Raw genomic sequence first — 14,847 nt, forward strand, 5'->3', positions numbered from 1 at the left:
TTTTTACACGATCCCAAACAATGATGCATAGTCGAAAACACCCACATAAATTACAGGAAGAAACGCAATTAGTAGTCCAAAGATTATAGACCGAATATTGCTCTTTGCTTTTGCATGATCAATTCAAGTCAATTGCCAGTTGTTCAAAAAATAGAAACCGTTTTTGGATAATCGATACCTTTTTATCTAACGTATTTAATGGGTATATTGCAAATTTTGCACTCATATAATTAAATCCAACTTTAATAGGAGAAATGAATAATGGTAGCAGTAATTAACAGAGACGAATGTGTAGGATGCGGAACATGTGTAGATGATTGCCCATCTGAAGCAATCTCAATGGACGGAGAGAACATCGCTGTCGTGAACGCTGACGAATGTATTGACTGTGGTTTATGTGTGGACAGTTGTCCAACAGATGCTATCTCAATGGAATAAGCCCACTTATTCCATTACTGTTTTTATTTTTCATATTGATTCGTTCCTGATATCAGCATAAAGACTTAGCTATGCTTATCTATCTCCGACAGAGTGCCAATAGATTTAAACCATTGACAACGTTATGACTAAAGATCATCATGTTAATCGTATTATCAGTAGGCGGGTCCATACTCGCAAAAGATCTTGACCCCAAGCATTTTACCGCATATGCTTCAGCATTGAAAGAACTGGCACATAAACATCAGATCGTGGTAGTCACTGGTGGCGGTGTTGCTGCAAGGAACTATATTGATGTTGCCCGAGGAGTCGGAGCCAATGAGGTGGTTTGTGATTTTATTGGAATTGACATCACACGCTTAAATGCACAACTTCTTATCGCCGCACTTGGAAGCACTGCATATCCAGAACCACCGACCACTTATAAGGAAGCAGAATCAGCCCTCGCTTCAGGAAAGATCGTTGTGATGGGAGGAGTGATACCCGGCCAGACCACTGATGCCGTATCAGCTATCCTTGCAGAATACCTGAACGCAGATATGATGGTAATTGCAACATCTGTTGACGGAGTCTATTCAAGTGACCCAAGAGAAGACCCACAAGCAAAAAAATTCGATATAATGACAGCAAAGGAACTTGTCGGTATTGTGATCTCAACAGAGATGAAAGCAGGCTCCAAATCGCCGGTAGACCCTCTTGCCTCAAAGATCATCGAACGCTGCAATATCGATACCATCATTATGGATGGAACCGATCCACAAGACGTTCTTGAAGTCGTACTTCAGGAAGCTGTCAAAACCGAAAAAGTAACAGGTGTTCGTCTGGGAACACGCATCATTGGATGAAGGGAGACATATACTCTTTTTATCTTACCTACTTTTTTATAACATCTGCAAGATCAAAACGTTTAATTCATAAGTCCATCACAGGATGGCAGCAACTGATAACACTGAAGATGGACCTCCTGACTGTTGAAAACCATTATGATGTCTTGAACTTCAACTCGATTTTCAGTAAACACAAAAATAAGTAACATAGATATGCTCTCTGCAATGATATTGCTCATTATGGTCGCGCACTCATTCATGTCAACTCTTCTCATACGCTTTGTTGATGGTGGACACCTTCTGCGTTCAGTGCGGTCTTCACAACTTCAGGAGTAGCAGCCTTGCTGTAAACTTCCTGAGAGGATATTTCAAAAAAGAGGAACCCCTTGGAAATAAGGGTGTTACGATTCTATTTTTCAGAGATTGTTCCGAACGTGATCAGCGATCACTTTACCTACATCGGAAGTACTGGAGCTGCCACCAAGGTCAGGGGTGGTCAGGTTCTCCCTTATGCTGAATTCTACTGCACTCTCTACCAAGACCGCTTCCCTTTCATAGCCCATCCATTCAAGCATCATCTTCATACTAAGGATAGCTGCAATTGGATTTGCGATCCCTTTTCCTGCGATATCCGGAGCACTGCCATGTACCGGTTCAAAAAAAGCATATTTGTCACCGATGTTCGCACTGGGCACAAGACCAAGGCTACCTACAAGGGCTGCCGACATGTCACTGAGTATATCACCAAAAAGATTGGTGGTCACCACCACATCATACATTTCCGGATATGACATCAGACTATATGCCATCGCATCCACAAGCATATCCCCGTACTCCACGCCTTCAGAGGCAGCAACCTCCCGGCAAACACCAAGGAAAAGTGTATCGGATTTCAAAACGTTGGATTTGTGTACGATGGTAAGCTCATTCTTTCTCTCTTTTGCCAGTTTACAAGCACTTCTTGCAATACGCTCGGACCCTTTACGAGACACGACACGCTTTGTATATGCCACATCATCGTGTATCTCTTCGATGGAAGAATACATCCCTTCGGTGTTCTCCCTCACGATCACAAAATCAAAATCATTCTTTCCTGTCACACCGATCAGCCCGGGAAGCGGTTTTATCGGGCGGATATTAGCATACATATCAAGTTCTTTACGAATGGTAAGAAGAACACTTTTGTAATTCGGATCAGGAGGGGTGGTGATCGCACCGAATAGAACACAATCACAGCTTTTCAGTATTTCGAGATCGTTCTCATCAATGGCAACACCACATTTTTCCCATTTACCATATCCAAGTTCAAGCGGAACCTTCTCAATGGGAAGGTCAAGCGCATCAAGAACCTCTACTGCCACAGGAATTACCTCTTTCCCGATACCATCGCCTTCAACTATCGCAACCCTCATTTTTTTAACCATAAGATCATGCCCTTTTCTTTGCAATATCAAGCGCCAGGTCCCTGACAGCCTCTGAAACGAAATACTCCGAAGCACCCCAATGGACCACTGCCCCTTCCACCCCATTGATGGTGACCCTTCCTGATTTTTCCGAACGGCAACATCGGGTGATGAAAGGCTTTGTCGGTTTGAAAATATCGGATTTGAAAGGACAGATGTTCACCATTGAATAGCTGATATCAGGAAAACGCGTCTCGAAAAGTTTTTTTGAGATCTCACAGCCAACAAGCAATGCCCCATCTTCCATGACAGAATCGCAATCAAGGAACTTGCCCTTCAGACCGGAACATGAGCATGGGAACACAGTGTTCTCACCCTCGAACTGTGAAAGATCAATGACATTCTCGGTAAAACGAACTCCAAGGTCCCCGAAAATGCCACTCGTTTCGAGCCGTCTTATAACATGGGAAAGCCACGAAGGGACCGGAGGTATGACATCGACTATCTCGATCCCCACGATCTCAGATAATGACGGAGAGTGGACAAAGGTCACGTGGTTATCAACACCTGTGAAAATTACAGTGGTCACATCGCCTTTGCACAATTCCACTGCTGTATCGATAAGAAGTGTCCTGTCCTTTATGTTCAGTTGCCGTTCATATTTTATGACCTGTCCCTTCGAAGCGATAAGCTCAATGCTCTCAATTTCACGCAGAAGGTCAGTTCCTTTCTTATTCACATGATAAACGGAATATTCGATCTCAGACTCACTTATTTGATCTTCAACGATCATGTAGTCCGAAAGGAAATAGATGATATCCTCATGCACTTCATCAGGAGATATCCCGGTCACACCGACACACTTGTACTCATCAGGAAATATCATGATATCATTCATTGGTCCTTTTTCTGCAGAGCCTTCCTGTGCTCTACAAGGCCACCATCGGTCAATATCTCAAGAAGGAAATCAGGAAGCTTGTTGCCTTTGAACACTTTACCGTTAACGGTAACCAATCCTTCCTGCAGATCGACCTCAACGGTATCACCTTCTTTGCACTCAATATCAGCCTCCATGAGAGGAAGACCTACATTGATAGCATTACGGAAGAAGATACGACCAAAGAACTTCGCGATAACACAGGAAACACCCGCATATTTTAAAGCAAGAGCTGCCTGTTCCCTTGAAGAACCGCAACCAAAATTGCTTCCACCAACGACCACATCGCCTTTGTGGACCTTCTTCGAAAAATCAGGATCTATGCCCTCCATCGCATGGTCAGCGAAAACCTGCATATCAGTTGTCCTGAGATACTTACCAGGGATAATGACATCAGTATCGACATCATCGCCAAATACCCAAGCTTTTCCTTTGATCTTACTTTCCAATGTTGTCACCTGAAGAGTAGGTTTTACACAATGATATTAGTAAGTAGCGGAAAAAAAGAAAAAAAGAATGGAAATGTTATAAGATGTTGATCACATATCTGGAATGGTCTTCAGATAGTCCCTTACCTTAGGCCCGAAGTCCTCATTGCATAATGCAAAGTCAATGACCGCCTGAACATACCCGAACTTGTCCCCGGTATCATATCGCTTCCCTGCAAACTTGTAAGCATAGACCTTCTGCATATCGTTTAGCATGCGTATACCGTCTGTGAGCTGGATCTCCCCACCAACACCTGCTCCGGCATCCCTGATGCAATCGAATATCTCCGGAGTGAACACATACCTGCCTATGGCACCAATGTTCGAGGGTGCGTCTTCAATGGAAGGTTTTTCCACAATGTCTTCGAGAATGCTCAATGTCCCTTCCAGTGGTTTACCCTTAATGATACCATAACTGCTGACCTTCTCCCGTGGAACCTCTTCAACTGCAATGGTGGAGCACCTGTATTTTTTAAAGACCTCGATGAGCTGCCTTATGCAAGGGGTATGGTTGACAATGATATCATCACCAAGAAGAACTGCGAAAGGATCTCCGCTAATGTGTTTCCTGGCGGTCATGATAGCATCCCCTAACCCTCTTGGCTCTTTCTGCCTGATGTAATGAATATCCACCATGGAAGAGATATCCTCCACCATTTTCAGAAGATCATCCTTATGTTGCCCCTTAAGGTGCATCTCTAACTCAGGGGAACCATCAAAATAATCCTCAATGGAACGTTTGCTCCTCCCCGTAACAAAGATTATATCATCAATACCCGATGCAATAGCCTCCTCCACAACATAGTGTATCACCGGTTTGTCAATTATTGGAAGCATTTCTTTTGGCATGGACTTTGTCACCGGCAGGAACCGGGTCCCAAGCCCTGCAACAGGAATTACAGCTTTTTTGATATCCATTTAAACATCCCTTATAACGATTATAACACAAATTCAGATCGGTCCTTCATAAACCTTCGTTGTCAGATAATGATAGTTGGCCCAGCAAACCACTAAAGATGCATTGCTGGAAGATGCACAACGCCTGTACATCAGATCTCTATTACATTTCCGTCCAGTACATCCCTTTCACTTACATCTACTTCTTCCACAAAGCTACCATAGGTGATCTTGTAAGCTCCAATCGGCATGGTATCGAACTGTGTCTCCCCTTCGATTGGTCCTTGTGTGGAATATGGTACCGTAAAGGAGTAAGTTCCATCCGAAACGGCTGACTGGGAATATACGAAGGTCCTGCCAATGTTGGTCATTATGGTCGTGGAGATCACAACATCCTCACCATCAGGTGCTTCACCAACGATCTGTGCACCCTCAACATACTCGAATATCTTGACATATCCGGTATTTTCCAAAGCGAGATCTCCTTCAAAGAGCGCATTGTAAATGTTCTTGTAACCGATCTCGGCAGAGTTGCCAACAGGGGATTCATACACCATACGATATTGTTCAAGGCCCCTCGCATCAAAGATATGTAGCCGTGATTCCATGGAATTGAAATACCTTGGTCCCGGTACTGTCTGTGTGCCCATATCTGTCTGTACCGGAATGTAATAATCATTGGTATCAAGGGTCCATGCAGCCATTGCATAGAATTTACCGGTGGCCATCTCCACGTCAGAGACGATGTATCGTGCACCGGCCTTATCCGGGTCAGGGTGTACTGCCTCAAGAACTGCAGTAGCTTCTTCTTCGGACTGTGCTGTGAAGAAAGTGGATGCACCCGGCCGGTTCTCTTCCTCGATGCTATTCCTGCGTCCTCCGACTCCCTGCTGGAACGGATTGGCATTTGGAATACGGTGTCCGATCACTTCTATCCAGTGACCGTAGTCCCACCAGGACATCACACCGTATGCAGTATCAGGATACTGGTAACTCTCACCTTTTGCAGGCACTTCATAGCTCTCATAATAATCTAGGCCAGGGTCAGGTGTGTTAGAGTTCAGCCACATTGTAGCTTCGATCCAGTATCCATTGGGACCACCTGTGTACTGGGACTGTTGCATTGACATATTGTAACTTGGATACATGAAGACAAGTATGATGACCAGAACTGAGACTACGGGCCAGATCTTGATGTTCTTAATGTCGAATTTATTCTTTGATCTGATATCCTCGAGCAAACCTTTCCAGCCTGCGAGCTCCATAAATTTAATACCGACGTAAGCAGACAGGATCGCAGCGTTTACTGAATAATAGTATGCGAAACGGTTCTGCTGGAGCATGGCCCATATGATCATGAAGGTCCAGACCAACAGGAATGTTCTTTCGGGGGAGGTGTTCTTCTTGAATGCTTCGTACCCTAGGAAGATTATTGCTAAGAGTGATATGTATCCAAGGGTCGTGAAATTGCCCCAGAAAGGAGCGAGGGAAAACTGCCCACCCATGGAGAGAAGAGGGGATGCTTCGGCGATGGTGAGGCCACCGCCTGTACGCATGAAGTAGCTGAAAACACTTGTTACAAGTGAATATGCAGAAGGTGAGACCTGTTTTGAAATTATGATCCCGCCTACAAAAAGAACTGCAGCTAAACCGGGATAATAATATTTGTTGAATTTTTTCCGGCTCATAGCTATCGACATTCCAGTAAGGACAGGGAATGCAACGATACCTGCAAGCAACCCTTTAATGTGTAGTGCTTTTGTACCTCCCAGATGTGGTGTCAATAGAACAATAATAAGCGCGACAGCAAATATGACCATTCCACTGATAGCCAGATAATCGGTAGATCGACCATTCAGATGATCCATTACATGCTGAATCGCTATGTAAACACCTATAATAAAACTGAAGAAGAGAGCTCCTTTCCATGCCAGTGAGTAGGCACCCAGTGCAATACCTGATAGTACAAGATATGGGAGAGCTGGTTTCAAGTTCTCAAATCTTGAGCCTTTTAGATCGTCAAAAAAGATTCCAGAATCATTTGCCTTTCTGATCGCCATTATGAGAAACATTGCTGTAATCGTACTCAACAGGGTTTCAGCAATGTGGTGATCATTGAATCCCAGAATTGATCTAGAGAGAAATTGGCCAGATGATATTGCAATGAGCAGTGATGCTAAAATTCCAGTCTCACGGTTGAATAACCATTTGGCAGCAAAGTATGTTGGAACTACAACCAAAGCTCCCAAAAATGCAGGGTAGTAAGCGGAAACTGTATAGATAAGATCCTGACTTGGATTTCCACCCCCAAGTATCCAGATAATGGTTCCGAGTACAAGGTCAAATAATGGTGCAAATACCTGATCAGTACCATTTGGATATTGGGTATATGCATCGAACCACAGCATATTCGGGAAATTATTCACAATTGATTCGACATTCCTGAGATGGTACCATGGATCATTACCCCCGAATCGAACAAAGCCGTTAGAGAGAAACACACTTGCTTTAGGGATAGTTCTTATGTACAGTGCTATTAGGAAAGCTAGGATTACGCCTGCAAAATATGGAAGAATATTTATAATGTTGTCTTTGCCTTCATTGGTCATGGGTTCCACTCATTATAGTTATTAATATTCGGATCATAATATTGTATTGTGTCATAATATTGTATTGTGTCATAAAATTTAAGCGTTTTGGATTTAATGTGTTTTAAGATTGAAATAACTATGCCAAATTTAATTTTCAATCGTTTTTGTATGACAGTCCTATGATCACTTATAAGTTAACCGATATGAATCATGTAAAAATAATAAAAGATAATTAATTTCTTTTTTGAAAGTATTTTTCATAAATATAACCTGCAGGCTTTACTAATTTATTTGTTACATCTATCAAATACAAGCTAATTTTAGTGAAAATAGACAAATTACGCCATATTTCTCCTTCTTTGTTAAACGTAAACAGATTCCACGAGTTTTTTTGTGAATTTGAAACTGAGTTCGTTATGCCTCGATTCATCCTCTTATAAAGCTCAGGATTATAGTATGACAGCTGATAGAATCCCCTGCCTATACGGAACGACTTTTTGAGAAGTTGTTTATATGACGTTCTCGCTGGATGCTTCATAATTATATCCAGATCATAGCCCAATTTAAGCCCAGAATTGTAAACCCTATTCCCAAATTCATAATCCCCGCTTGAAATCAAATTTGGATTAAACAAGCCTACTTTTTCAAAAACTGATTTATTAACTGCCAAACAACAAGTCGGTGCAAAATGACGATTATTTATGTACTCTTCGATCGGGAAACCAGATAATCGGTTATATAACGAAGATAGAGAGTTGCTTTCCGAATAAATCTCCACTCCACAGGCAATAAAATCTGAATTTTGCTTTTTTAAGGATCGACTGATATTAGTAAGCCAATCATTTTCCACAGACATATCTGCATCTATAAAAGCAATTATTTGCCCTTTGGCAATTTTTACGGCTTTGTTGCGGGCAGCATAGGAACTTTGGATTGAATCCTCAATGACTATTTTTACTAACTCTGGGAATTCTTGGAGAAATGATTCTGCAACATCCAATGTTGTGTCTGTAGACCCGTTGTCAGCTACAATGATCTCGAAACAATCTCGGGGATAGTCCTGGATTACTAATGATTGTAACGTATCTTCAAGTCCTTGAGAATCATTGTATACAGGAGTAATTATGGATATGAATAAATTTCTTGTCATATTTGCACATTTTATTTGTATTTTGTATTGTTTATTAGTGTCATCAATTTATAATTTGTTAAAGAAATTTAGATTTTATTTTTATACAACTTCAGAAAATTTGTAACAACATGTAATCAATTTATTCAAAACAGATATCCTTATATATTGCTCTGAATGTTTAAATAATCGTTGTCTATGTTCACTAAAAATCACAAAATAGATAAGGAAAGTACAGATATAAAAATTGCATTTGTATATTATTCTCTACAATCTTTTGTTAAACAGGATTATGAAATATTATCCAGGCATTTTGTAACTAAAAAAGCTAATTATAGGAATATATGGGACACTTTTAAAATCTTTTTTGTTGTTTTAAGGACTGACGTCTCATTTTCATGGTTTGCAGGCGGACATAGCTTTTTAGCTGTTTTGTTTTGTAAGCTATTTAGAAAAACATCTGTTGTTATTCTAGGAGGAGGGGATGTGGCAGATGTTCCAGAAATTGATTACGGAGGTATGAGAAAACATAAACGCAGCAGATATTTCACAAAATTTGTGTTGGAACATGCAGATTTACTCTTAGCAGTATCAAATTTTACTAAAACGGAAGCAGAAAAATATACTGATTCAAATGTAATGCTTCTATATAATGGGATAGATGTGAATTATTTCAATTGCAGATCTAACAAAGAAGATATTGTTGTAACAATAGGTAATCGATATGTATTGAAAGGAATTGAAACATTTATTGATGCTGCAAAAAAATTACCTCATATAAAGTTTGTAATTATAGGTAAGTTTGATGTTGAAATAACCAATATTCCCCAAAATGTCCTTTTAACAGGTTTTCTTTCTCGTAATGAAGTTGTCGATTGGTTATCAAAAGCAAAAGTGTATTGCCAATTATCATATTATGAATCATTTGGTATGGCACTTAGTGAAGCAATGGCTTGTGAATGTGTTCCTGTTGTTACAAACATGGGTGCACTACCTGAAGTAGTTGGTGATACGGGAATGTATGTTCCTTATGGTAATGCTGAGGAAACAGCTAATGCGATTAAAAAAGCTTTGCGAATGGAAGGAAAACTTGCAAAAGACAAGGTTTACAAATCATTTCCTTTTCAAAGAAGAGCAAATGAATTGGTTAATATTATATATAGTCTGTATGAATTTAGTAAGCTTACGTAATTTGCGAATAACTTATTTAATAAATAATAAACTGTTTTTGAGAATTAATAGGGGAAGATATTTTGTCAGATTTTAAGATGTACCAAAAAAGTTTCAGTGACCAGCTACCCCAAAATATTGGGGCGAACGTCATATTTTTTTTAATAAATATTCTTATTGGTTTATTTTTGGTACCTTATTTTATTGATAATCTTGGAGTGGCTAGTTATGGACTTATACCTCTAGCAACTTCAATAACCAGTTATGTGGGTCTAGTTACACAATCAATTAATAGTTCTATTTCGAGATATTTAACTGTAGATTTACAGAGACAAGATTTTAAAAGAGCAAATATTACATTCAATACATCTCTATTTGGAATTTTTGGAATTATTTTACTATTAATTCCAATCATTTTTATTTTATCGTATTACGCACCTGTTTTTTTTGAAATTCCATCAAACCAAATACATGATGCTTACCTGCTTTTTTTAGGAGTTATGGGTGCATTTTTAATAAAAGCATTAAGTGGTGTTTTTGGGATATCATTGTTTGCTTATAATCGCTTGGATATTCAAAAATATATAAGTGTTGTCAATATACTTATCCAAGTGGGACTAATCATCCTCCTATTTTCTGTATTTTCTGCCAAATTGAGCTATATTGGACTTTCTTACTTTCTAGGTGCACTAGTTGGGTTTGCATTGACGTTATATTTCTCTAAAAAAATAAATCCTCATTTCAGGGTAAATTATATTGATTTTAAATTATCTTTTTTAAAAGAAATAGTTGGAATGGGAAATTGGATAATCATCAATCAGATTGGTGCTCTTTTGTTTCTTCAAATGGATTTGATTGTCGTAAATAAATTATTTGGATCTATTGCAGGTGGAGAATATGCTGCAATACTTATGTGGAGCACATTGTTAAGATCAATAGCTGGGATGTTATCTGGACTACTTACACCGATTATTTTAACTTATTACGCAAATAATCAATTTGGAGATATAATAATTATTTCGAAAAGGGCTATAAAATTTATGGCCATTACAATGGCATTACCGATAGGAATTATATGTGGTTTTGCTCCACAGATATTATCATTGTGGATTGGTCCAGAATTCGTGAAACTTTCACCTTTGATGTGGGTACTTTTGTCTCATCTTATAATCAATTTATCTGTACTTCCCCTTTTCTCTATTAATATATCTTTCAATAAAGTACGTATCCCAGGTTTAGTTACACTATTTATGGGAGTCGGAAATTTTTTGCTAGCTATAACATTATCACATATTCCTGGATGGGGATACTATGGAGTAGCAGTCGCAGGAGCTATTATGTTAACACTTAAAAATACATTATTCATCCCTTGGTATGCAGCAAAAGTATTAGACGTTCCCAAAAATCTGTTTGCTAATTCAATGATTTATGGAATATTTTCAATAATCTTGGTTGTAAGTTTAACTGCTATAATCAATTTTTATTTTAATATTTCAACATTAATTACATTAGTGATTAGTTGCATACTAATTTCTTTGATTTATTCTTCAATGATTTGGTCTATAGGTTTGACTAGATCAGAATGTGATATGATAAAATCCTTTTTACCATTTTCAAAAGAGGAGGGTGAAGTTTGAACACCAATGTCATTGATGCAATTGCTAATAATGATATTTGTATTGGATGTGGAATATGTGCAGGTATATGTCCTCAAGGGGCACTGATAATGAAATTTAATAAATATGGAGAATATGTACCTTATCAAGAAAAAGAATGTCCTGAAAAATGTGGATTTTGCTTAAATGTGTGCCCATTTTATGAAAAAGCTACAAACGAAAATGTATTGGGAGAAGAACTATTCAGTGGCATAGATAATAGTAAATATTTACCAGATGTGGGATATTATCTCGAATCTTATGTAGGCTATTCGTATCGTTTTAGGGAAAGTGGTGCATCGGGAGGAATGACAACTTGGCTTCTTACAACATTACTTGAAAAAAATGTTGTGGATTATGTTATATGTGTTACCCCACATAACAAATCCAATAAGCTATTTGTATTTGAAATCTTTGATAATGCATCATCTGTAAGTTCCTCATCAGGGTCTGCATATTATCCTGTTGAGATGTCAAAAGTGATTAAAAAAATACTGGATGAGCCTGGTCGTTATGCTGTCACCGGGTTACCATGTTTTCTAAAAGGCTTAAAACTTGCTTCTAAAAAGAATAGAATATTGGATGAGAGGATTGCAGTCACTATTGGTCTTGTTTGTGGCCAAATGAAAAGTAAACATTATACAACTTATCTTTCAACATTAGCCCATGCAAATGGTAAACTTCAAAATGCCTATTATAGAGGAAAAAATCCTGACAACCCGGCAAATAATTATTACTTCCACTGTACAAATGAAGAAGGTGCCAAAGGTAAAATTTACTGGGATGAAGGTGTATCAGAAGCTTGGGTTAACCGCTGGTTTACCCAAAATGCCTGCAATTTCTGTGATGATATTTTTGCAGAACTGGCCGACATTACGTTTATGGATGCTTGGTTAAAAGAATATTCATATGATAGCAGGGGTAACAATTTGCTTATTGTTAGGTCTAAATCTTTACAAAACTTGATATTTGATGGTATTAAAAGTGGTCAAATTAATGTGAGTGAAATTTTGATAAACAAGCTGATTGAAAGTCAGAAAGGAGTTATTGATCTCAAAAGAGATCAACTCCAATATAGATTATATCTTTCAGATAAATATGGATTGAAAATTCCTATTAAAAGAGTAAAAGCAGCTAATAATATCGATTTTTTTAAAAGAAAGGAGGTCGAACTGAAAAATAAAATGCAAATTATGAGTAAGAAGTATTTTGTTGATAATTTTGATGGAGAGTACCTTCATCTCAGTGAATTTCGGCGACAAATGAAACTCTACATATATATTTTATATTCTTGGAAATTAGTGCAAAAATATATTGCGATTCCAAAACAAATTAGAAACAAATATAGTTGATATTTTGGATGAATTAATATGGGAAGTACCGAACCTTTTTTTATTCTAGCAGGTAATGGGCCTTATGAGAATAGAGGCTGTGAAGCCATTGTTAGAGGCACAGTAGAGATATTGCGAAATAATTACAATAACCCTAACTTTTTGTGTATTAGCCATTTTCATAACGATAATCAATTTAAAAAACAATGTCATGAAGAAATAGATCATTCGATACTTCACAAAAATACAAATCGACCTCTTAAAAAATATACATTCCAGTGGTCTTATAATAAAATGTACGGAATTGTAAGTCCGACATCATACAAGGGATATATCTATCGGGAAATGACACCATATCTTAATGAAGCTGAAGCAGTATTGTCAATTGGAGGGGACAATTATTCTCTTGACTATGGAATCCCAAAATTATTTACAGGTTTAGATGATTTTGTTTTGAAAAAAGGAAAACCTTTAGTTATATGGGGTGCTTCTGTAGGTCCATTTGATAAAAATCCAAAATATGAAAAATATATGGTAAAGCATCTTCATGATGTAACTGCAGTTTTTGCAAGAGAAGATAATACAGTTGAGTACTTGGCTGAAAAAGGCTTAGTTGACAATGTATATAGGGTTTCCGATCCAGCTTTTCTTATGGAAATAAGAAGGCCTGAACAAAAAGATTTTAATTTAGATATCGAAAAAGATGCTATAGGAATTAATTTAAGTCCATTAATGGCTCGTTATACGACCAGAGGGGATATTGATGAATGGATCAAAATAGCTGCTAATATTATTTCCCAGATTAGTAAAAAAACTTCTTGCAAGATATATTTAATACCTCATGTCACAAGCAATAACGAAAATATATACATTAATGATTATTTATTTTTAAGAAAGGTTTTAGAAACTATAAATTGTCAAGAAGCTTCAATTACTTTAATTCCTCCAATATATAATGCATCTGAAATCAAATGGATAATCAGCAAAATGTCTATATTTGCTGGTGCTAGAACACATTCAACAATTGCAGCTCTTTCATCAAGTGTACCAACATTGAGTTTTGCATATAGTATTAAGGCAAAAGGAATTAATGAAGATGTTTTTGGCCATAGTTTCTATTGCTTAAATCCAAACGATCTAAAACCAGATGTAGTTGCAAATAAAATTAAATATATGCTAGATAATCGTAAAAAAATCAAAAATGAGTTGGATTCAAAAATTCCTTATGTCCAAAAAAATGCATTGATTGCAGGAAAATACCTTAAACAAATCCTAAGCTGAACCGACTTTCTAAAAATGGAGTTCGAGCCCAAGTTTGACAGTTTTTACCCTTTTCTGAAGAGAATGTCTTCTCCTTCGTCCCATTTTTTCATTTTTTGTCAGGAAATCCTATTTGACAGTTTGATAAATTCGCACACATTGTCATGAAATTCCCCATTTATGACCCAAAATCAACGTATTTACCATCTCAAAATTGGCATAAATGTATTTTTTGTTTTTCTCTTCCATGAATCCACGGTAACTGTCAAATTCGACATGGATTTTTTGATGAATTTTGTTGACGTATGTTCTTAGTTTCTTTTGCATTTTACCAAATCAAATAGAACTAAGAACACTTATATTAATTTTGGCATTGGTATTTAAGTAGAGTTTTTATGTTATTAGGACCTATATTTATGCATGAACTGTCCCAGGTGTAAGAGCTCTAATCACAAAAAGAATGGTAGAATAGATGGGCGCCAACGCTATAAATGCCATGATTGTGGGTACAACTATTCAGTGGAGATTAAATCAACTGCTAGCCCTATGTCTGTTAAACGGCAGGCTTTACAACTCTATCTCGAAGGATTAGGTTTTCGTTCAATTGGACGTTTTTTAGGAGTTAGCCACGTTTCGGTCCAAAAATGGATAAAGAAGTTTGGTCGTGAATTAGAGGATCTAAAGAGCGAAAATGAAATATCGATTGTTGAATTAGACGAAA

At 37.8% G+C, this 14,847-nt stretch carries 12 protein-coding genes and 1 pseudogene; 7 read left to right on the top strand and 6 right to left on the bottom strand.

What is annotated here, in order from left to right:
• Positions 1–261: 261 nt before the first annotated feature.
• On the top strand, positions 262–438 hold the full coding sequence (locus KDK67_RS06745) for a 4Fe-4S binding protein (RefSeq protein WP_250868046.1): 177 nt from the start codon (positions 262–264) through the stop codon (positions 436–438).
• A 140-nt stretch (positions 439–578) separates the two neighbouring features.
• Positions 579–1,283: a UMP kinase gene (gene pyrH, locus KDK67_RS06750; protein WP_250868047.1), complete on the top strand. Its 705-nt coding sequence runs from the start codon at positions 579–581 to the stop codon at positions 1,281–1,283.
• 398 nt (positions 1,284–1,681) lie between these two features.
• Here pyrH and KDK67_RS06755 read toward each other — a convergent pair whose 3' ends face one another.
• The 6 genes from KDK67_RS06755 to KDK67_RS06780 all read right to left on the bottom strand — a co-directional run bounded on the left by KDK67_RS06755 (position 1,682) and on the right by KDK67_RS06780 (position 8,731).
• Positions 1,682–2,677, bottom strand: coding sequence for an isocitrate/isopropylmalate family dehydrogenase (locus tag KDK67_RS06755; protein ID WP_250868058.1), 996 nt, complete (start codon positions 2,675–2,677; stop codon positions 1,682–1,684).
• Positions 2,678–2,693: 16 nt separating this feature from the next.
• On the bottom strand, positions 2,694–3,554 hold the full coding sequence (locus KDK67_RS06760; RefSeq protein WP_250868059.1) for a DUF7714 family protein: 861 nt from the start codon (positions 3,552–3,554) through the stop codon (positions 2,694–2,696).
• An 8-nt stretch (positions 3,555–3,562) separates the two neighbouring features.
• Positions 3,563–4,054 carry a 3-isopropylmalate dehydratase small subunit gene (locus KDK67_RS06765; protein ID WP_250868048.1) on the bottom strand — a complete coding sequence of 164 codons (492 nt, stop codon included), beginning with the start codon at positions 4,052–4,054 and terminating at the stop codon, positions 3,563–3,565.
• Between the two features lie 90 nt (positions 4,055–4,144).
• Positions 4,145–5,011: a UTP--glucose-1-phosphate uridylyltransferase GalU gene (galU, locus tag KDK67_RS06770; protein ID WP_250868049.1), complete on the bottom strand. Its 867-nt coding sequence runs from the start codon at positions 5,009–5,011 to the stop codon at positions 4,145–4,147.
• Between the two features lie 131 nt (positions 5,012–5,142).
• A complete protein-coding gene (locus KDK67_RS06775; RefSeq protein WP_250868050.1) occupies positions 5,143–7,599 on the bottom strand; it encodes an oligosaccharyl transferase, archaeosortase A system-associated in 2,457 nt (818 codons plus the stop codon).
• Positions 7,600–7,813: 214 nt separating this feature from the next.
• The gene (locus KDK67_RS06780; protein ID WP_250868051.1) at positions 7,814–8,731 is read right to left on the bottom strand and encodes a glycosyltransferase family 2 protein; all 918 of its coding nucleotides are present in this window, start codon (positions 8,729–8,731) and stop codon (positions 7,814–7,816) included.
• 177 nt (positions 8,732–8,908) lie between these two features.
• Here KDK67_RS06780 and KDK67_RS06785 point away from each other — a divergent pair, with 177 nt between their 5' ends.
• From KDK67_RS06785 to KDK67_RS06805, 5 genes and pseudogenes are all read left to right on the top strand, one after another.
• Positions 8,909–9,901 (top strand): glycosyltransferase family 4 protein, encoded by a 993-nt coding sequence (locus KDK67_RS06785; RefSeq protein WP_250868052.1) that lies wholly within the window; start codon positions 8,909–8,911, stop codon positions 9,899–9,901.
• A 62-nt stretch (positions 9,902–9,963) separates the two neighbouring features.
• Positions 9,964–11,517: an MATE family efflux transporter gene (locus KDK67_RS06790; RefSeq protein WP_250868053.1), complete on the top strand. Its 1,554-nt coding sequence runs from the start codon at positions 9,964–9,966 to the stop codon at positions 11,515–11,517.
• Positions 11,514–12,887, top strand: coding sequence for a Coenzyme F420 hydrogenase/dehydrogenase, beta subunit C-terminal domain (locus KDK67_RS06795; protein WP_250868054.1), 1,374 nt, complete (start codon positions 11,514–11,516; stop codon positions 12,885–12,887). Before KDK67_RS06790 ends, KDK67_RS06795 begins: the two co-directional genes overlap by 4 nt.
• A gap of 18 nt (positions 12,888–12,905) precedes the next feature.
• Positions 12,906–14,147 (top strand): polysaccharide pyruvyl transferase family protein, encoded by a 1,242-nt coding sequence (locus tag KDK67_RS06800; RefSeq protein ID WP_250868055.1) that lies wholly within the window; start codon positions 12,906–12,908, stop codon positions 14,145–14,147.
• Positions 14,148–14,546: 399 nt separating this feature from the next.
• Positions 14,547–14,847 (top strand): annotated as a pseudogene (locus KDK67_RS06805) (IS1-like element ISMbu3 family transposase); the annotation flags it as partial.

It is taken from the genome of Methanococcoides seepicolus (assembly GCF_023684405.1).
GTDB lineage: Archaea > Halobacteriota > Methanosarcinia > Methanosarcinales > Methanosarcinaceae > Methanococcoides > Methanococcoides seepicolus.